Consider the following 20,880-nt stretch of genomic DNA (forward strand, 5'->3'; position numbering starts at 1 on the left):
GGACACCGCCAAAAGCTAATATATCTGCAATTTTCAAGGTTCCGATGGAGCCATTTTTTCAGCTCCATTTTTTCATAGACTACTTTACACTACCAATCAAATAGGTTAAAATGCTTCCTGTTGCCGTTTTCCCCAAAAGCCGTTTTCCTGCCCCATTCCTGCGGTGTTTCCCTGCATTGGTGCGCCGGATGCGTCACTTCTCCTGCCGGTCATATCCCTTTTGGACGGTCATTCACTTGTCAAGGTACTGTGCGGTACGAAATTACCAACTGCAATCATCATAGCGTACTATCCTTGACAAAACAATGATTCTGCGATACCATGAGTGTAACGGATATAACTGAATTATATAATTACCATAAACAAAGGCAGGGGATAGGGATGGAGAATCAGTTTATACGACATGAGCCATGTTTTGAGAGGATTTTGTTTGTCCTGACGCTGGACAGGAAGAAAATGAAAGAGCGGATTTTGATTGGGGAAGAACAGCAGATCCGCTTCCGGCTGAACGGGAGCCAAAACACAGAGGTGCTTTGTGATATGACACGCCCGCTGGGAACTTTTTTGATAAACTTTGAGCGTGACACGGACAGAGATTGGAACTTATACGGGCTTTCTCCACTGCGGCAAGCCCTCCACTCCAACCGATGGAAACAGCCGGAGCTGGAGCAGGCGGCAAGCGAATTTCTCTGGGGAAAATATCTTAGCAATGACCCTCTGAAAATGTATGTGGCGTTCCGTATCTGGAACAGCTATCTGCTTTCCAGAGAACCCCGTGACCGTAACGCTGCCTGTGACCGCTTCATGGATAAAATGAGCAGCCTGACCGGGGTATTCCATAACGAAGCCATGAGCTTTGACAGGGAGACAGGAAAACCGAAACATTTTCAAGCTGGCAGCCTCTATTTCAAAGGCGCACCATCAGAAGATACCCGGCTTGACCTCTGGTTCCCGGACAACCGTCGCACAGAAGAATGTGTGTCTGCCTATGCGTCCCTCTACCCGTTGATTACCTATTATCTGAACAGGCTGAATGACTGGGGGCTTTGCTTCCGGCAGTGCAAGGTCTGCGGGAAATATTTTCTGGCAAAGAGCCAGCGGTATGAGCTGTGCAGCGACAAGTGCCGCAAAGCACAGGCGCTTCAAAACAAGCGGGAATTTGACGAGAGGGCAAGAGAAAATAACTATGACCTGCTTTATAAAAATGAATGCCAGAACTGGCGCAACAAAATAAACCGGGTAAAAAATACCGCAGGCTTTCCGGCTGACTGTCTGGAAAAAATACAGGCTGCCTTTTCCGACTTTAAGAAAGAAGCCTTACAGAGAAAAAAGGCTGTAAAAACAGGAACAGCCAGCCCGAAAGAATTTGCGGACTGGCTGTATCAGCAGAGTAATGTAATTGTTGAGCTGACCGAGATATGAAAAACTTTCTATCGTCAATTTCGCATTATTGCAATAACAGATTGCTTCTTCCATGAATGGTAATATTATCATCAAACTTTTGGAAGAACTATAAATGTCCGAGGTGCCTTTGATTTCGACAGAAAAACAGGCTGAATTGTTACAACGCTCGGACATTTCAAAAATCTTTTTGAGAAATGGCGGAAAAAGCGGGGCAGCATACGCCGCCCCGCCGATCTCAAAAGGTCATTCCATTGCCCGCATTTGTTCTGTTAATGAACGCTTTTTCAAATCCCGTATTTCCCATACAGAAAGAATCAACTGTAAAAGAATCAATATTAGTAGATATCCACCTATCTGCATTGTTGGAAATTGATATGAGAGATTTGGCATACCGAATAGAATACCAACAGCTTTGCTCACAGGAATAGCTATGGGAATACCAACCAAAAGAACGATTCCAAATGAAACAAGTACATATAGCAATCCCTCTGTTATGAGAGAACGATATAATTGTTTTAGGCTTAATCCAACAGAGCGTAATGTACTGATTTCCTGTTTACGCGCTTGATGGTTAGAGAGCGTCATATTGATTAGACTGATTATTCCAAACAGCAAAATTAGTAATGACAGCATTTGCAAACTTCCAAACAATAAGTTCATAGAAGATTCCATGTACTCTACAACATCATTATAGCTGCAAATAGAAAGCCCCTTTTCTTTAGAGGTAATTTTCTGCTGAATGGCTGATTCTATTTCATCATTATAAGTTTTATCAGTTATGATCTCCCATGAGTAAGCAAAATTTTCTGTGTTTGGGAATAGTTGTTGTGCAAGTTCTTGTGTAATTATAAGATTCGCTGGATCAATAGCATCTGTACCGTTTTCGGTTCCGACAAAGCTCTTATCAAAGAAACCGGAAACAATACATTCTATTTCCTCTCCACTATTTGTAATCTTTATAGGCGTCCCTTTTGTAACCCCCAGTTCCATATATCCATCTGTCAATAAAACTTCAAACTGATTTTTAGGCATTTGTCCATCTATCAAATGTTGTTCAACAAAGCTAAAATTACCTTCTGTACTTTGATCCGAAATTATATCACACATTCCCTCAGTAACATTTCCATTGATAGAATAATGACACATTCCTACTGAATCTCTAAGTGGTATAATCTTTTGGATTCCTTTAGTATTCAAAAGTTCTTCTCTCAAAGATTCGTTTAGCGAATTATTTGCTTCGTTTTTTCCAACTGATTCTTCAGAAAGATATATACGGAAGCTTCCGCCGTTTACAAAAAACTTTTCACGGACAAATTGCTCTGGCGTATTACTAACTGCTGCGGATGCAGATATAAATAAGAGTAATCCTCCAAATATCAATGAAAGCAATGTACTGGCTGTCTTTTTCTTATCGCGTCCAAGATTTAATAGAGCTAAAGAGTAAGGTGAAATTTTCTTATTATGTTTTCGAGATTGCATCGGAGCATTTCGATAAGCTATATATCGTACTGCCTCAATAGGGGAAGTAGTTGCTGCAATTTTAAGCGGCTTGCGAACAGATAATTTCACCATAAGAGTGCAAATGATGGAAACGCCTATCATTACAAAAGGAATATTGATAGGGGAAAATCCGCTGGAAAATTCATTACTTCCCAAAACAGTTCCGACAATCGCACCCAAAACAATACCCGGAGGGATTCCAAGCCATGATAAATATCTACTTTCATAGTTTATCATTTTCTTTATCTGTAATGCAGTTGTACCTAAAGTGCGTAACTGTCCGAAATTTCTTATTTTTTCATTGATAGAAATTCTGAAAATACTTTGGATTACCGTTATACCTGCAAATAATACCAACACGGACAAACTTACAAAAGTTAGTATATTTTCAAATGACAATCCCATATTCTCTCTAAAAAAGAGAAAACTTAAGCTATAATCAGCACCAATTTCTTTTCCAATAGAAGCAATTCTTTCTTTTAGAATTTCTTTTGATGTTGAATCTGCATCAGCAAAACAAACATAGCTTTGGTATTTTGCAGGATTATAATTAGAGCTATTTTCTACAAACGATTTTGATATATAGCACGAGTAATTGCCCTGTGATTCAGTCGAGCTTTCCGTAATCCCAGAAATCACAAAATCTTGTGATTTTCCGTTTATTTGAAAAGAAATTTCATCTCCGATTGCAGTATTAGAAAAATATTTGTTCACCATTTCACGGTCAACTGCAATTTCGTTTTCTTTAGATGGCATAGTCCCATCTTTTAGTGTAAATTGATTTCGGGCAATATAGCATGCCGCATCATCCATATATGCCAAATACAATGAATATCCCTCTGGCATTTTTATTTCTCCCAGATTGTAAAGCGACGCTACCATTTCGATTTCTGGTTGATGACGAAGTTTTTCAATTTTATCCTCTGTCAGATTATCATAGCTGGCTTGAAAAGTGGCCATATTATTTTGAGATTCCTGAAAAGCAAAAAATAATGTTCCACACATTGACATCAAAAACGCTGCCAGTGAAATAGCAATTATTATCATAAAATTCCGGCGCTTTTCGCTTTTCAAACTTTCCTTTGCCAGCTTCTTTGTAATGGCGCTGGTATCATTTTCAAAAGGCCATGTCATAGCTTTCCACCTCCTTATTCCACAATCTTTCCATCCTCAATGCGGACAATCCGATCTGCAAGACGGGCTATGTCGTTATTGTGGGTAATCATCACAACAGTTTGCCGGAACTCCGCGCTGGTACGCTTGATAAGCCCCAGCACCTCGGCGCTGGTCCTGCTGTCAAGGTTGCCAGTCGGCTCGTCGGCCAGCACAATAGCCGGTTTGGTAATCAAGGCGCGGGCGATAGCCACACGCTGCTGCTGGCCTCCGGAAAGATTGTTCGGCATATTTTTTAGTTTATCTTCCAGCCCCAGCAGGTGAACGATCTCGTCCAAAAACTTCTGATCCACCGTGTCCCCGTCCAGCTCCACCGGCAGGACAATGTTCTCATACACATTCAGGATGGGAACAAGGTTGTAGTTCTGGAAGATAAAACCGATGTTGCGGCGGCGGAAGATGGTGAGCTGTTCGTCGTTCATTTTCGACAGCTCTTTGTCCCGGACAATCACATTGCCGGAAGTAGGGGTGTCCAGCCCGCCCATCATGTGAAGCAGGGTAGACTTGCCGCTGCCGGAGGTTCCCACAACGGCCACAAACTCGCCGTCCTCCACAGAGAAGTTCACGCCGTCAAGGGCGCGGGTGATGTTCGGCTCTGTGCCGTAATACTTTTTCAGGTCGATAGTCTGTAAAATGCTCATACTAAAAACTCCTTTCAAGGCTTTCTGCCTGTTGATAAGGCTATTGTAAAACCCAAATGTCCGCGAAATGTTACAGCGACCAAAAAATTTCATTGAAAATCGGGGTGAAATGTTACAACGCTCGGACATTTCAAAAAAATTTACGGCGGGCAGCCGGAAATGGCCGTCCGCCGCGTTTTATTTTGTAGGCAGCATAATAGAAAATTCCGAACCCTTGCCCGGCTCCGAAACCACTTTGATATAGCCGCCCTGCCGCGTTACAATCTCGCGGGCCAGATACAGGCCAATGCCCACGCCCTGCTGTTCGTGTACTTCTTCCTCACGATAGAAGCGCCGGAAGATGGCGGCCTGATTGCTTTCGGAAATTCCCTTGCCGGTGTCGGCTACTTTGATCTCCACATACATTTCCCACAGCACCACCGACACAGCGATTTTCCCGCCTGCCGGGGTGTACTTCACCGCATTGTCCAGCAGGTTAAAGAGGGCTTCGGATGTCCACTTGCTGTCATGGGAAACGGCCAAATCCTCCGGGCAGTCCACGGACACGGCAATTTCCTTTTTCTCCGCTGCATACACGATCCCACTCATGGCCTGCGCCACGGTATCAAAGAGGCGGCCCGGCTTCTTGTCTAACTGGATCACGCCTGTTTCCAGCCGGGAGGTTTTTACAAGGGCCTGAAAGAGAAAGTCCAGCTTATCCGTCTGGCTGCGGATTCCCCGGATAAAGTCGGTGCGCTCCGCCTCGGTCATGGGCTTTTCCAGCAGGGTGTCCGTCGCCATTTTCAGATTGCTCACCGGCGTTTTCACCTGATGGGAAATATCTGATACAAGGGTCTGTAACTCCTGCCGTTCCTCGTCCACCCGGCGGCGGTTCTCCTGCATGATCTGGTAAAGCCTTGCCAGCCGGTGTCCGATTCTGGCAAGCTGGGTTTCGCTGTCCTCCGGGCGCTGGGGCGCTTCATTCCCGGCGATCATGTGGTCTAAAGTCTGGCACAGGTCAGCGGTAAACTGCGACAGCCGCGTTCCAAACGCCTGCGTCAGTACAAAAATCCCCACAAGGGCGCACAGCAGCAGCACCCCGCCCGTCAGCAGCACCGCCGTCTGTTTTGTCACAAAAAACAGGGCTATGGTGATCCCGGACATGGAGAGGGCAAGCCCTATTGCCACCCGGCCAAACAGCCGCTTTACCGAGAGGTTTTGAAACTTCATTTTGCCTCGCCTCCCGTCCATTGATAGCCCATGCCGTAAACGGTCTTGATGTAGGGTGCGCCGCCGTCGGCTTCAATCTTGCTGCGAATCCGGCTGATGGAGGTTGTCAGGGTGTGTTCGTCCACAAACCTTTCGTCTATATCCCACAGCTTTTCCAAAAGCTGCCCACGGGTCAGCACTTGCCGGGGATTTTTACGGAACAGGTTCAGCATTTTGTACTCCATCGGGGATAGGGTCAGGGGCTTGCCATTTAGGGAAGCCGTCTGCTCCGAGAAGTCCAGAAACAGCCGCCCGTCGTCGTAAATGTCCTTGGCCGGTTTGTGGTGTTCCAGCATGGCAAACATGGCTTTGATTTTCCGCTGCAAGGCCCCGATCACAAAGGGCTTTGTGATGTAGTCCACCGCGCCCACCTCATAGCCCCGTATCTGGTCGCTCTCCTGATCGTTGGCGGTTAGGAAAATCACGATGGTGTCCGGGTGTTGGGGCTTTATCAGCTTGCACAGCTCAAAACCATTTCCATCCGGCAGGTTGATGTCCAGCAGCACTAAATCAAATTCCCGCTGGCGGATGGCGGCGGCTGCGGTTCTGGCATTTAAGGCAGAAGTCACGCCGTAGCCGTCTGCGGTCATGTTATAGGCCAACATCTTATTCAAAAAACTGTCGTCCTCGACAATTAAAATCTGCTTCATATCCTCACTTCCTTTTCTTTTTGCCAATAGTATAACAGGCAAATGTCCGAGAATTGTTACAAGGACAAATATATTTATCATTTTACAGCTTTTTTCTGTGTACTGCAATTTTATAAAAGAAAGGACAGCAGTATCAAATTGCTGTCCTTGCGGTTTATTATAGCTGGTAGTGTATAAGCGTGGGTTCATCATATTTGGTGTGGTATCTTTAACTATGGGAAACTCCTCTCTCCCACCGGCTGATTGCCTTATCGGTAACTCCGATAAGCTCTCCCAGCTCTGCCTGTGTCATGCCCCTTTCTTTTCTGATCTTTGCAACGAACTGTCCAAATACCTTTGAATCCACGTTCCTTCCTCCTTCCTTTGATGCCACAAGTATAAAAGAGCAGAGCGTTTCCCGTCAATCGACGAATCATTTACTTTGCTTTTCTTTTGTCTTTTACCAGAATAATCCCTTCTTTGTATATGGTTCCACCCTGACAGACTTCACCTCATATCCGGTATCGCCAATCACCTTTCGCAGTTGTGTCTCATCAAGCGGAGCCTCCGCAATAATTTCTGTCTTTCCCTTTTTATGGGAGGACACTACCTTTTTCACCTCAAATTGTTTTCTTACCGTATCGTTAATGTGGCTTTCACACATTCCACAAGACATTCCTTCAACCTCAAGTATCATTTTAATCATAATTTTTCTCTCCTTCATTATACAAAAGAGCCTTCCAAGCCGATTCACAATTCAGCTTGAAAAGCTCCTTTAGGCATTCTATTTCGACTGCATAATTCTGATATTCTTTATTCCTTTTCCTTCGGAATACCCGCAGCCTGCCAGTCCTTTTCCAATGATTCTTTCCATAGCGGTATCATCTAACTCCACCGTGGTGTCATCTTCCATCTCTACAAGGCAATAGATGCGGGATTCTCTCTCTCGCCCGCATAATTGAAACGCTGTTTTACGCTCCAGCGCCCCAATCTGTTCCAGGGCAGTAACAGTACGATATACGGTTGCCGTCCCGATTCCCGGATCTTTTTTATGTGCAAGAACATAGATTTCTTTACAACAGGAATGATTTTCTTCCAGAATAATATCAATCAGCAATTCCCGCTGTTTTGTTATCCTGAAACCTTTTTCTCTTAACCGTGCTATAATCTCATCTTTCTGCATACTAACACCTCGGATCATCAATGACAATGTCCGCTGCAATTCTTACAATCCTGCCCGCACTGCAGGGACTTTCCGGATTTTTTATCTTTTACCATACTGCGGATTACAAGTCCCACGACTCCTGCAAGCACAACAAGTACAATCGCTGTTCCCATATATCCATACCTCCTACTACCTTATATTCGTTACATTTTACACTGCCAATTATGCTTTTACTTTAGCAGAAACACTCTTCGGCACCTTCAGGCTCTGGCTTTCCTTATAAGGACGGAATAACAGATACAAGAACCCAATCACGCAGAGAACTGCTACAACCGTTCCGATTCCAAATGTTCCTGCCGTAAATACGCTTCCAATCTGATATACGCAGAGAGCTACGACATAAGCCAGCAACGTCTGATATCCAATCGCAAACCAGAACCATTTTGCATTGTTCATCTCACGTTTAATTGCTCCCATCGCTGCAAAACACGGCGCGCAGAGAAGGTTAAATACAAGGAAGGAATATGCTGCAACCGGAGTCATTGCTCCTGCAAGCGTTCCCCAGATTTCAGCGCCGTCTTCTGCCACTTCGCTAAATCCATACAAAATACCAAAGGTTCCGACTACATTTTCTTTCGCTACCAGTCCGGTAATCGCTGCTACTGCCGCTTTCCAGTCTCCCCAGCCAAGCGGAGCAAAAATCCATGCTACGGCAGAACCGATTGCTGCCAGAATACTGTTGTTCATATCTTCCACCATACCGAAGCTTCCGCCTTCTACGCCAAAGCTCTGTGCAAACCATACGAAAATGGTGGAAAGAAGGATAATTGTTCCCGCTTTCTTAATGAAAGACCATCCACGTTCCCATGTACTTCTGAGAACATTTCCAACAGTTGGCAGATGGTATGCCGGAAGTTCCATAACGAACGGCGCCGGATCTCCCGCAAACATCTTCGTCTTTTTCAAAATAATACCGGAACAAATAATTGCTGCAATACCTACAAAGTACGCACTTGGCGCTACCCATGCCGCTCCGTCAAACAAAGCGCCTGCAATCAAAGCAATAATCGGAAGCTTTGCTCCACAGGGGATAAACGTCGTTGTCATAATCGTCATCTTGCGGTCTCTATCATTTTCAATAGTTCTGGAAGCCATAACTCCCGGAACGCCACATCCTGTACCAATCAGCATCGGGATGAAGGACTTGCCTGATAAACCAAATTTACGGAAAATACGGTCCATAATAAACGCGATACGTGCCATATATCCGCATCCTTCCAGGAATGCCAGGAAGAGGAACAGTACCAGCATCTGCGGCACAAACCCAAGAACAGCTCCTACACCGCCGATAACACCGTCAACAATAAGTCCTGTCAGCCAGTCTGCGCATCCTACAGATTCCAAAGCTCCCTGCGCCGCCGGAAGAATCCACTCGCCAAACAATGTATCATTGGTCCAGTCTGTCAGGATTGAGCCAACGGTCGTAACGGATACATAATAGACAAGAAACATTACAACTGCGAAAATCGGAAGCGCCAGAAAACGATTCGTTACAATGCTGTCAATCTTATCAGACAATGACATCTGCTTTTTCACACGCTTTTTATAACAATCTTCAATAATATTTCCTATGTAGTTATAACGCTCACCTGTGATAATACTTTCCGCATCATCATCCATTTCTTTTTCACAGCTCACGATATCTTCTTCGATATGAGCCAGCAGCTCTTTGTCAAGCCCAAGGCTTTCCTGTACTTTCTCGTCACGCTCAAAAAGCTTTACGGCATACCAGCGTTCCATACTGGACTCCACGCGTCCGTAAATCGCCTCTTCGATATGAGCAATCGCATGCTCCACGGATCCTTCAAAGCTGTGGGCCGGCTGATTTTTCTTTCCCGCTTTCGCAATAGACACCGCTCTCTGCGCCAGTTGGTTAATTCCCTCGCCCTTTAAAGCAGAAATTTCCACAACCTTGCATCCAATATCCTTGCCAAGACGCTCCACATCCAGCACTTCACCATTCTTCCTTACCAGGTCCATCATATTTACCGCAACGATAACCGGAATACCAAGTTCCGTAAGCTGCGTTGTCAGGTACAGATTCCTCTCCAGGTTCGTACCGTCAATAATATTAATGATAGCATCCGGTTTTTCACTAATCAAGAAGTTCCTGGATACAACTTCTTCCAGGGTATATGGAGACAGAGAATAAATTCCCGGAAGATCCACAAGCACTGCTTCTTCTCCCTTCGCTGTGTATCCTTTAATCTTTCCTTCCTTCTTCTCAACCGTTACTCCCGGCCAGTTACCCACAAACTGGTTCGAACCAGTCAGCGCATTGAACAATGTTGTCTTTCCACTATTCGGATTACCCGCAAGTGCAATTTTTACTTTCATAGTTCACCCTCTCTTCCTAAATAATATATGTATAACTGTTTTTAGTTTTGGCTAACCTTTTGTCAAAAAAATTATTGTACTTCTACCATTTCTGCATCTGCTTTTCTGAGAGACAATTCATAGCCTCTGACAGTTACTTCTACCGGATCGCCAAGCGGTGCTACTTTTCTTATGTATATCTCCACATTTTTTGTAATTCCCATATCCATAATCCTGCGCTTTACCGCTCCTTCTCCGTGAATTTTCACAACTTTTACGGTCTGCCCGCACTTCGCCTCTTTCAACGTAGCCATCTTATCTTCCTCCTCATATCATGATTTTACTCGCCATTTCCTTGCTGATTGCCACACGTGAATCCTTCACCTTTACAATCAGATTCCCATTAATCTCTGATACGATAGTGACAAATCCACCCATTACAAATCCCAGGCTTTCCAAAAAACGTCTGGTTTCTTCCTTCCCGCCGATTTTCCTGATCTGTATCTCACGACCGGTTTCAGCCATTGTTAAAGGCATCATAACCCACCTGCTTTCGTTTTTAATAAATATTATCATTTATTTTATTACAGTAGTTAGTATATGCTTACTTTCATTGCATGTCAATAACCTTTATTGATAATTTTTTTCAATTTCAAAGATGGATTTATGGGCTTGAGTTTCGCAAAAAGAACTGTTACAATATAAGAAATATCAGATTAACTCCACAAAGGAAGGAGATAACATGCGTCACAACAGATCTTCAGAAGATTATTTAGAAACGATACTTATATTAAGTAAAAAACTTCCGGTCGTCCGCTCTATTGACATTGCGACCGAATTAAACTTTTCAAAGCCAAGCGTCAGCGTTGCTATGAAACACTTACGTGAAAACGAATGCATCGAAGTAAACCCTTCTGGTTTTATCACATTAACGAAAAAGGGAAAAGAAATCGCAAACAGCGTTTATGAACGCCACCAGGTGCTTTCTGACTGGCTTATTTCTCTTGGCGTCGATCCCAAGATAGCCACCGAGGATGCCTGCGAGATGGAACATCAAATCAGTGATGAAAGTTTTCAGGCTATGAAAAGATTTATACATGAACATTCTTCATAAGAAATTATTGATTCTGAGCTATTTAAGGGGCTGCCTTGGCAGCCCCTTTGTTATCTTATCTCTTATTTAATTCCCGGCCGTTTCAAATTTCTCTTTGAATCTCATAATAATTGTCGCACACTCTGCACGACTCGCATTTCCCTGCGGATCGAGGCGATAGGTAACGCCGTCATCATTTACTTTTCCTTCAATGATTCCATTTCCTACTGCCCATTTCATAGCGTCTTCTGCAAATTCACTTACCTGAACCGCATCTTTATAGTTGCTAATGTCTGCAGGTGCATCCGACTTATAGCCCTTGTAATTCACATAGCGGTACATCATCACTGCCATCTGTTCGCGGTTGATATAGTCAGAAGGTCCGAACAGACCGGAATCTGTATAACCCGTAACTACACCTGTCTGAGCGGCCCAGAGAATTGCGTCCGTATACCATTCTCCTTTCTGTACATCCGGGAACCTGGTTGTATAATCCACCTTTGGCGTGCCATTCATTCTGTAAAGAATCATAGCAAACTGCGCACGCGCCAGCACATCATATGGCCCGAAATGCGTATTGTTAAGTCCAGTCATAATCTGATTTTCATACACATAGGTCACATAATCCACAAACCAATCCTGCTCATTTACATCAAGAAATGGAAGCTTTTTCGCAGCGTCTTTCAATTCCTGAAGTTTTGCTTCTGCATCTGCCAGAGTCTGATAATTCGTTACCTTCTCTTTCGCTTTCTCTGATAATGCATCGTACGCTTTCCGTGCATCCGTAATCGCTGCTTCACTTTCCAGTGTTACTTCGCCGATTGCCGCGATTTTTTTCACCACCGCTGCCGCTTCATCTCCGACCGTGTCTTTTACGGTAATTTTGCAGTGCGCTTTTCTTCCATTAGCGGTTTCTGCTGTAATTGTCGCTTCTCCCTTTTCTACTGCTGTTACCGTTCCCTGTGCATCGACTGTCGCTGCATTTTCATTATCACTTATCCAGGTTATTGACTTATCGGTTGCATTTTCCGGTAAGACCGTAACCTCCAACTTCTGCGTCGTTCCTTTTTCCATAGAAAGAGTCTCCGGTCTTACGGTAAGTCCCGTTACAGGAACCTCTTTCACAGGAGCTTCTTTTACAGTAACCCGGCAATACGCACTGCTTGCAGACAGCTTTCCTTCTGCCGTATAGTAACGGGCGGAAACTACATATGTACCAGCCTTATCAAATGTTACCGCAAATTTTCCTTCAGAATCAACGGTGATATCGTTTCTATAATCCTCTTCCGTAACTGTCTCTGCGCCGTCTTTCCCTACATAAACCTTAGCATATCCGCCATCCGCATCGTAGCATGGACCATTCTGCGGCGTATGCATAGAGCCTGTGTACAGATATGTAAATTCTACCGGCTCGCCTGTCTCTGCCGTTTTCTCCCAGGTTTCATCGGCTCCTTTTTCCGTATACCCGCTTCCTTCGGTAAATTCTCCGAAGAAACCGTACGCAGTGTATCCAAAACTGCCCCAGTCTCCATCTGCACCGTAGAAGGTATATACCTTTCCTTCCTCTGCCTGGCACTTAGCGCTTACATCCGGGAGATCAATTCCTCCTGAAACACATAAATTATCTGCTCCCCAGTCAAACAAACTGTTAATCCATCCGGCAGAAGCAATATCTACCTGCGCAAGCTCTTCTTCCATACCACGGTCTTTCATTGCCTGCAAAAGAAGATGTAGCGGTGTGATATAATCCACATCATCCGGTGCTCCCTTAAGCCCGTAAGAAGCAAAGGATGGAATCTCATGCTTGTTCAGCGTTACTTTCGTCAAGGGAACTTCTGTCTGTGTCTTTCCCTCCGCTCTGACATAGCAGGTAATATTATCATTTTTCTGAAGCTCTTTTAATGCAGCTTCCGCATCTGTCAGCACGGTATAGTTTGTAACCCTTGCCTGTCCGTTTTGTGACAATGCGTCATAAGCCGCCCGCGCTTCTTTAATCGCAGTTTCGCTGTCCAGCGTCACTTCCCCGATTGCTTCAATTTTCTCGATGACAGCCGCCGCTTCATCTCCTGCAGTATCTTTCACCGTAATTTTACAATATGCACTGCTTGCAGACAGCATTCCTTCTGCCGTATAGTAACGGGCAGAAACCACATACGTACCAGCCTTATCAAATGTTACCGCAAATTTTCCTTCAGAATCGACGGTGATATCGTTTCTATAATCCTCTTCCGTAACTGTCTCTGCGCCGTCTTTCCCTACATAAACCTTAGCATATCCGCCATCCGCATCGTAGCATGGACCATTCTGCGGCGTATGCATAGAGCTTGTGTACAGATACGTAAATTCTACCGGCTCGCCGGTTTCTGCTGTTTTCTCCCAGGTTTCATCAGCTCCCTTTTCCGTGTAGCCGCTGCCTTCGGTAAATTCTCCGAAGAAACCGTACGCAGTGTATCCAAAACTGCCCCAGTCTCCGTCTGCGCCGTAGAAGGTATATACCTTTCCTTCCTCTGCCTGGCACTTGGAACTTACATCCGGGAGATCAATTCCTCCTGAAACGCAGAGATTATCTGCTCCCCAGTCAAACAGACTGTTAATCCATCCGGCAGAAGCAATATCTACCTGCGCAAGCTCTTCTTCCATACCACGGTCTTTCATTGCCTGCAAAAGAAGATGCAGCGGCGTGATATAATCCATATCATCCGGTGCTCCCTTAAGCCCATAAGAAGCAAAGGATGGAATCTCATGCTTGTTCAGCGTTACTTTCGTCAGCGGAACTTCTGTCTGGGTCTTTCCCTCCGCTCTGACATAACAGGTAATATTATCATTTTTCTGAAGTTCTTTTAATGCAGCTTCCGCATCCGTCAGCACAGCAGCGTAATCCGCAATCTTCGCCTGACTGTCTTCTGGCAGTGCATCATAAGCCGCCCTTGCCTCTTTGATTGCCGCTTCGCTGTCCAGCGTTACTTCCCCGATTGCTTCAATCTTGTCAATAACGGCCGCTTCTTCCTCCGACACAATCTGTAACTGAATCGCTGTCATCGGCGCCGTATACTCGACTCCTGTCTCTCCGTCTTTATTCTGATACAGAACATGTTCATATGTAATCGGGAAGTCTGTATCTGTCTCCTGAAGCGCTTCCTCAGAATAAGAAACCGCTCTTGTAATATCCCTCGTTGTTCCATTCGTATAGGTCGCGGTTACCTGCATTCCTGTCGGATCAAAAGCATCTCCGATTTTATACGCTGTTTTATCCGGCAGCTTTGTCACTTCAATTTTCTGGATTGTTGCTCCCAGCGCCATCATGTGATTCGAGTCATTTCGGAAATACAGCGTTCCATACTCATCCGCAATCGGTGTACACAGCGCGTATTGCGCCTGCGCCCCGGAAGGGGTAAATAACACATAGGCTGTGTCATAGGTGATATCCTTGTTGGTTTCCTGCGTTACCTCTGCCGCCTCGGTCTGTCCCGGCTGATCGGAAATCACACGGAGCTTTCCAGGCGTATAATTGTCAAAGAAGTAAACATATACCTTTCCGGTTCCTTCCGTATCATATGCAGTGGTCAGCAGGCCGCTTGTCTGCGGATAGCCCTGTGTAGGAACCGAGTAAGCAGTCTCCATGGAAGCAAGATCGATAACTGCTATATTATGGCCGCTATATGCACCGAACTGGCTGCTTCCGGCAACGCCCACATAAGCTCTTCCATTGTATACCGTTGGAGTGGAGGTACTCATGGACGCAGTAGAAGTTCCATTCTCAAGCTTCACATACTTCAGAGAATCTTCTTTAAAAGTTCCGTCTTCATTTACAGAAATACGATAGAAATATCCGCCCTTTGTTGTGAAATAGTAATCGTAAGTCGGATTCTCTCCTTCGCAGTCATAAGTAATGTTGCTTCTTAAATCTCCCACATGAGGAAGCTGTATGTCATCCAGCACCTTTCCTGTCTTTGGGTGGATGGAAAGCACATGGGCATAACCGATGGTGTAACCACTCTCGCCATCGTCCGTTCCCACCAGCATAAATTCATCCGAATTATAGGAGCCTGCCCAATAATAGCCTCCGGCCTGTGTGTGCGTCCAGGAAGCTGTCTTTTCCTCAAATCCATCTTCCGGATCTTCGTCCGCCACAGAAAGACACACATAATTAGCATCCTTTGTTTCATTGTTCCAGAAACCAGTATAAACATATCCATCCTTATAAGTAATCGTACTATTCGGCTGTCCTCCCAAATCATCCGTATATACCCACAGAGATTCCAGCGTCTTTGCGTCAAATGCCTGCACTTTTCCGCCTGACAGACCTACGAATACCATGCCGCCGCCATAGGTTGGAGGCTGGATGGAAAAAGAAGATTTTGCCACCAGCTTATCCGGACTGGTAAGAACCACTTCTCCGGTAAGGGTATCCATCTTGTAAATGTGTTCATTATCATAAGTGTACAGATACCCGTCCACCAGAATCGGATTCCCGCAATATCCGGTAAATGCCGTTTTGTTTGCCCAATACAGTACGGTATCCTCTGCCTGGATCGGAGTATTGGCACTAATAATTCCATTATTATTCTCATCTCGCAGAGACGGCCATACCGCCTCCAACTCTTCCGGCTTTTGGGCTGCAGTCGCAGCCATCGTCACAGAAATCTGTACCGGACCGCTGCCCGCTTCTACCTTGTAATCCGTCACTTTCTGTGACACATAGCCATTTGCTGTCACCGTATAGGTATACGGCACTCCCGGCATCAGCCTGAATACCCCATTTTCCGCAAAAACCGGTTCATTATTTAACTGGCTGACAACAAAAAAAATCGGCTCCGGCTTCTCCGCCGTCTCATCCGCGGCATCATCAAAATCTACCCGGAATGTTACGTCCACAGGATTCTGTTTCTTTAAAACAAGACGGTATACCGAAGATTCTGTATCCTCATTCGTATGACAGATTCGGATTTCTTTCGTTTCTTCCTCTTTTGATGTATCCAGGCTGAATTCTAACTCTGAAAGATCTTCATATCTCACTCCGTCAGCCACAGCATAGTATCCGCCGTCATATTCTGTCGCAGACTGCTCATTTGTAAAATGTGCATTAACCGTAATTTTCTCAGCGGATGCCGGGAGCACTGCATAATAATCTGTAATATCCCGGTCAAATTCCAGAGCTTCACCGTCCTTATCACAAAAAGCTATGGATTCATTTTCTATAGATGCCTCCATAGACCTTAGATGAAGCGAACGTACCAGATCCAGGACATAATCCTGATAATATGTAACATCTCCACTGGTTTTAAATACATGAAGTGTTATCGTATTGCCATACCCGCCGGCTCTGATAACATTCAAAACGGATGTCGCGGAGCCGCTTTCATCTACGACATATCTAAGTCGTGTATTGGCAAGTACACCATTAGTAGAAGCTACCGTTGTCTGTTTTCTATATACCGCATCCACAGTATATCCGTCTGCGGGCGTCGCCTGCGCATAAAAAGCAGATAACGCATCGGATACGGTATAGCGGTACTGCCAGATATCCGCACTGAATTCCTTATCAGCACTGAACGGCTTACGGGTTGTTTTATTAGAATTATCGTATGCGGCAAAATCAGAAATTCCTTCAACTACTTCTGGCGCCGCCACTGAAATACTTGTTCCTGCTTCTGCGGTAAATTCTGCTCTTGTATGATAGTTTTCCTGTACCGTTCCTACATAATAGTAGTTTTCTCCCGGAATCAGTTCATAGGTACTTCCTTCCTTTGGAGATACCAGATTATCATTGGCATTGAAAATCTCTGCCGTTACTCCTTCTTCCATGGTAAGAGTAACCTCTGCCGCCGCAATCTTATTTACCGTAAATGTATAGGTGTTCTTTTGTCCGTCTTTATAAGAGACGCGGACGGAAAAAGTATTCTCGCCATCCTGCAATTTTACCCGGTTGCCGGATTCTTTCTGCACAGCATCTACAGAAATGGTATAACCCTCTTCCCCATAAGGAGAAGTCTCTACCTCAATGACGCTATCAATTGTATTCAGCGTATACTCTGTCTGTGTAGCAGAAAAATCCGTTAAAAGAGAAGTTCCGTTTCCATCTCTAAGTACAATGTCAGAACAGGTTGGAATACGTGTAATTTTAAGCCTATAAGACTGTATCATCGTATACCCGGCGTCACTTGTATACCTTGCATCTAACGGGATTTCTCTGCCTTCCATTCCTTCTGCAATGCAGAACGCCAACGCGTTGGTGCTGCTCTCCCAGCTTCTGTTAATGGACGCATAATTTGTGCCGCTGGTTCCGATATAATTTGCCCTCAGAACCGCTCCTTCCGGAAGCTCTCCGCCACGCTCTACATACAGATTCATGGAACCGTTGGCATTTACATCTTCTATAAAATATTCCGCCGTATGCGTTCCTAAATCACAAGTTCCCGCATATGCCGGGTAGTTCTCTGTTCTGTTATTTCTCAGAACCCTGACCTCGCCAAACCACTGGCCGGATGGAAGTTCTATGGGCAGTACGGTGCTGCCATTTACCGTAACGCTTCCCTCTGTCCGGTTATAACTTCCGTCAGATATGGAAAAAGTGTAATCTCCATCTCTTAATTCGATGGATGTTCCTTCTGCAGTAGTGACGTTTCCATAGGTGTCTGTAAATGCAAGTTCCAGGTCATCTACTTTATTTCCTCCCTGCATTGCCTCTACCGTCAACGTATGCTCCGGTTTGCTTAATTCCTGCTCATACGCAGCAATTGCCTGATTCAATGCCTCCAGCAGCTCGCCGGCTTTGCCGCTGTCTGCCGTGTAAAGCCCCTTTAATGCGTTCTGGTACGCAGTCTGTGCGGGCGCATAATTTTTCACGCCATTTGTCATGGCATTGTATTCACCCATACGTTGAATCATCGCCGCCATGTTCACAGAATACAATTCACTGTTTTCTGTAAAAGCAACTACCGTAACCTTGTTGTCTATCACGCCGGGTTTTCTGCCAAGTGTGTAATCTCCGTCGTTAAAGAAAATCACAAAGTTTCCTTCAACACCTTGAATCGAACTCACAAAACCTGTTTGGATTCCTCCGAATTCATATCCCGACGATGCAAGCGCTTCCTGCACCGACTGGTCTTTTGTGTAGTCTACCTTGACAGGTTCAATCAATACCTGTGATTCTGTTACTGCCGACAATATAAACGAGCCATCTTCCGTTACTTCCTGCGTATCCTCGCTATAAGGAGCCACATCTGTTACGGCTGCAGACTCTATATCATCTGCCTTTGTTTCGCTTGTCTGTGCATCTGCTGCCTGTGATACCATCGGAATATTTACCTGCAGCACCATGAGTGCACAGAGAATACCCGCCAGCAGACGTTTCCATCTTGTCATCTTCATTCTTCTCCTCCTTTTTCCTTTTTATATCATGTCCTTCAGTCATAAAGCCAAAGGATCCAATGATATCTGAATCCCTGAAACCAACGGTTTCTTTTTTTGCAGGAAGCAAGAACCTTTTTGGTAAATTCCCGCATGTTTTCTCTCTGTTTCTCTGTCATAACATGACTGCTGAACATCGCCTCCTGATGAATCTGCCGGATTTCATCTCCTGCATCTACATCTGCAAGCCGGAAACGCTGTATCAGCATCATACAATAGGCATATAACTCTACAATCGCTGTTCGGTTGTCGCTTTCAGCAATCTGCCGCCAAAACCGTTTCAATCGGTTTCTCCGACGGATAATCCAACAAATCAAAGCTATCATAAGAACCAGCAGAAGCAGAATTCCAACTGCCAGTATTTTCTTCGCCTCAAACCGGAATACATTTCTTGCGTCCGGCTCCTGCTGTTCTTCCTTCGGACTTTTCTGGGGGGCATATTTTAACGGATTTTGCCGGAACGTATTTCCCGTACCATCCCCCATACCGTCAGAGACGGCTGCTGCTGTTTCCAGAAGCTCATCCTCATCAATGTAGCCCGGCGTCACTTCAAAAGGTATCCAGCCGACTCCATCCATATAATATTCTGCCCATGCGTGGGCATGTGCTTCTCCAAGACCTATTTTCTCGCCTGCTTCATACTCGGAAGCCTCATAAGCAGAAAGATAATATCCCTCTGCATATCTTGCGGGTACGCCAAAATACCGCAGCATCAAAACCGCCGCTGTAGCATAGTGTACGCTGTATCCGCATTTGCTCTGTTCCAGTGTATACTGCAAAAAATCATTTTTTCCATTCAGCGTCTGTACGGACTCATCGTACGTAAGCCGTTCTTTCAATGTATCCTGAATCAGCTCCAGTACCTCCGACAACGACCTTTCCGTCTCCTCCTGTTCAAAAATCCTGCTCAGAACACCTACGGCGCTATTTGTAAGCTGCAAATCATTCTTATAGACAAATTCCCGGTAACTTTGCTCTTCTTTCAGGTACTCCTGCACTGCATTCTCCGACTGACGGCCCGCCAGGAGCGCCGCCGCTTCATACCATTCCGGCACACTTCCTGCCGTATAAGAAACCGTGTAGCTCTCTCCGGCAGAATCCGGAAGGTTCATTCCAATAGAAGAAGAAGGTGTTTCTCCAATTCCGTCAGAATCCAATATTCCGGCATCTTCCAGCGCGCAGGGAAGGTATAGATGCCCTTTACACGCCGTCTTTCTTTCAACACTTAATGTATACACATCAGCATTCCCCGTCAATTCCGAAACTTTTGCGATACTGTTTTGTTGATAGAAACCATTTTTATGCAGCCAATAAAACAGCGTTTCTCCTTCTATATTTGCCTCTTCACTCACGCCCTCCCAGGACGTTCCGGTATAAGTCTCTCCCACCATCCCCCGCAGATAAAGCTTCTGCGGTTTTTCCATCGTTAAAATAAGGGAATCATTTCCTGTTTTCACGAAGCGTCCCAAATTCGATAAATTTCCTTCCGGCATTGCATCGTTTCCCTCATCACAGACCTTCTTGTGAACAGCCCGTTTCCACTGACTCACCTGAAACTCTGTATCCACATCCACTGCATGTCCGATTGCTGCCCCCAGAAACAGGCAAAGAAGAATCCCTCCTGCGCACAAAAGCCAATTTCTGAGGCTGCTTCCCTTCCATAAGGGCTGCATTTTCTGCCAAAAACAAAAGCCCACCGCCCCGGCCGCAAGAAGCAGCCATCCATAATCCACTGCTGCAAAGCCGATGATACTTAAACCGGCGGCGGCAGCCATGAAAAGGGCGAGCATCCATTTCTTTCTTCCTGCCACAACCTGCCAGACCAGTAAAACAAGAAGCCCGGTAATGATAGCTGCCGTATAATAAATTCCCTGTTCATTGTCCACCGGGAAATCCAGATATATCTTTCCGGATTTTCCGGTAAAAAATGTTAAAATCTCATTACAGATTTCATAAAAGCCATCTCTCGCCATCCGATATCCTGCCAGAATCAAAAGCAGTAAACTTCCTCCTCCAAAAGGTATCCTATAATCCTGATATTTTTCCGGCAGCACACTGTAGAAAATACACACAATCCCTGCACCCAGACTATAGAGCCACCACCGGGGTTCCAGCTTAGCAATCCCGGAGAAAAGGATTCTTACAAGTCCCGTTGTAATCAATAGGGAAAGAAGCATATAGCCCACTGTATCTTTTTTATGTTGTTCTTCTGCCTGTATCTGTAATCCTTTCACAGATTTT

The 20,880-nt window shown here is 45.1% G+C and carries 15 protein-coding genes; 2 read left to right on the forward strand and 13 right to left on the reverse strand.

All coding sequences use genetic code 11. From position 1 onward, the window contains the following. Positions 1-381: 381 nt before the first annotated feature. Entirely contained in the window at positions 382-1,422 is a 1,041-nt protein-coding gene (locus OCV99_RS07750; RefSeq protein WP_118392959.1) for a DUF6076 domain-containing protein, read from the forward strand. Between the two features lie 225 nt (positions 1,423-1,647). On the opposite strand, the gene OCV99_RS07755 is transcribed toward OCV99_RS07750, so the two are convergent. From OCV99_RS07755 to OCV99_RS07805, 11 genes are all read right to left on the reverse strand, one after another. After that, the gene (locus OCV99_RS07755; RefSeq protein ID WP_158369527.1) at positions 1,648-4,038 is read right to left on the reverse strand and encodes an ABC transporter permease; all 2,391 of its coding nucleotides are present in this window, start codon (positions 4,036-4,038) and stop codon (positions 1,648-1,650) included. A gap of 14 nt (positions 4,039-4,052) precedes the next feature. Beyond that, positions 4,053-4,718, reverse strand: coding sequence for an ABC transporter ATP-binding protein (locus OCV99_RS07760; protein WP_158369528.1), 666 nt, complete (start codon positions 4,716-4,718; stop codon positions 4,053-4,055). A gap of 177 nt (positions 4,719-4,895) precedes the next feature. Continuing rightward, the gene (locus tag OCV99_RS07765; protein ID WP_158369529.1) at positions 4,896-5,927 is read right to left on the reverse strand and encodes a sensor histidine kinase; all 1,032 of its coding nucleotides are present in this window, start codon (positions 5,925-5,927) and stop codon (positions 4,896-4,898) included. Further along, entirely contained in the window at positions 5,924-6,616 is a 693-nt protein-coding gene (locus tag OCV99_RS07770; RefSeq protein WP_025490271.1) for a response regulator transcription factor, read from the reverse strand. Before OCV99_RS07770 ends, OCV99_RS07765 begins: the two co-directional genes overlap by 4 nt. A 208-nt stretch (positions 6,617-6,824) precedes the next feature. Continuing rightward, on the reverse strand, positions 6,825-6,962 hold the full coding sequence (locus tag OCV99_RS07775; RefSeq protein ID WP_158369530.1) for a helix-turn-helix transcriptional regulator: 138 nt from the start codon (positions 6,960-6,962) through the stop codon (positions 6,825-6,827). 93 nt (positions 6,963-7,055) lie between these two features. Next, positions 7,056-7,301 carry a heavy-metal-associated domain-containing protein gene (locus OCV99_RS07780; protein ID WP_158369531.1) on the reverse strand — a complete coding sequence of 82 codons (246 nt, stop codon included), beginning with the start codon at positions 7,299-7,301 and terminating at the stop codon, positions 7,056-7,058. 78 nt (positions 7,302-7,379) lie between these two features. Beyond that, positions 7,380-7,778 carry a Fur family transcriptional regulator gene (locus OCV99_RS07785; RefSeq protein WP_262575196.1) on the reverse strand — a complete coding sequence of 133 codons (399 nt, stop codon included), beginning with the start codon at positions 7,776-7,778 and terminating at the stop codon, positions 7,380-7,382. A gap of 17 nt (positions 7,779-7,795) precedes the next feature. Further along, positions 7,796-7,933, reverse strand: coding sequence for a FeoB-associated Cys-rich membrane protein (locus OCV99_RS07790; RefSeq protein WP_158369533.1), 138 nt, complete (start codon positions 7,931-7,933; stop codon positions 7,796-7,798). 49 nt (positions 7,934-7,982) lie between these two features. Beyond that, a complete protein-coding gene (gene feoB, locus OCV99_RS07795) occupies positions 7,983-10,157 on the reverse strand; it encodes a ferrous iron transport protein B (RefSeq protein WP_158369534.1) in 2,175 nt (724 codons plus the stop codon). Positions 10,158-10,228: 71 nt separating this feature from the next. Next, complete coding sequence (locus OCV99_RS07800) at positions 10,229-10,450, reverse strand: FeoA family protein (protein ID WP_158369535.1); 222 nt, start codon at positions 10,448-10,450, stop codon at positions 10,229-10,231. A 13-nt stretch (positions 10,451-10,463) separates the two neighbouring features. Next, positions 10,464-10,676: a FeoA family protein gene (locus OCV99_RS07805; protein WP_158369655.1), complete on the reverse strand. Its 213-nt coding sequence runs from the start codon at positions 10,674-10,676 to the stop codon at positions 10,464-10,466. Positions 10,677-10,878: 202 nt separating this feature from the next. Here OCV99_RS07805 and OCV99_RS07810 point away from each other — a divergent pair, with 202 nt between their 5' ends. Continuing rightward, positions 10,879-11,250 carry a metal-dependent transcriptional regulator gene (locus tag OCV99_RS07810; protein WP_158369536.1) on the forward strand — a complete coding sequence of 124 codons (372 nt, stop codon included), beginning with the start codon at positions 10,879-10,881 and terminating at the stop codon, positions 11,248-11,250. 66 nt (positions 11,251-11,316) lie between these two features. Here the strand turns inward: OCV99_RS07810 and OCV99_RS07815 are convergent, their stop codons facing one another. Together OCV99_RS07815 and OCV99_RS07820 are read right to left on the reverse strand one after the other, a co-directional pair. Then, positions 11,317-18,600 carry an S-layer homology domain-containing protein gene (locus tag OCV99_RS07815; protein ID WP_158369537.1) on the reverse strand — a complete coding sequence of 2,428 codons (7,284 nt, stop codon included), beginning with the start codon at positions 18,598-18,600 and terminating at the stop codon, positions 11,317-11,319. A gap of 35 nt (positions 18,601-18,635) precedes the next feature. Continuing rightward, positions 18,636-20,873: a transglutaminase-like domain-containing protein gene (locus OCV99_RS07820; RefSeq protein WP_158369538.1), complete on the reverse strand. Its 2,238-nt coding sequence runs from the start codon at positions 20,871-20,873 to the stop codon at positions 18,636-18,638. Positions 20,874-20,880 lie beyond the last annotated feature (7 nt).

Origin of the sequence: Dorea acetigenes (genome assembly GCF_025567385.1) — a bacterium.
GTDB classification, from domain to species: Bacteria; Bacillota; Clostridia; order Lachnospirales; family Lachnospiraceae; genus Claveliimonas; species Claveliimonas acetigenes.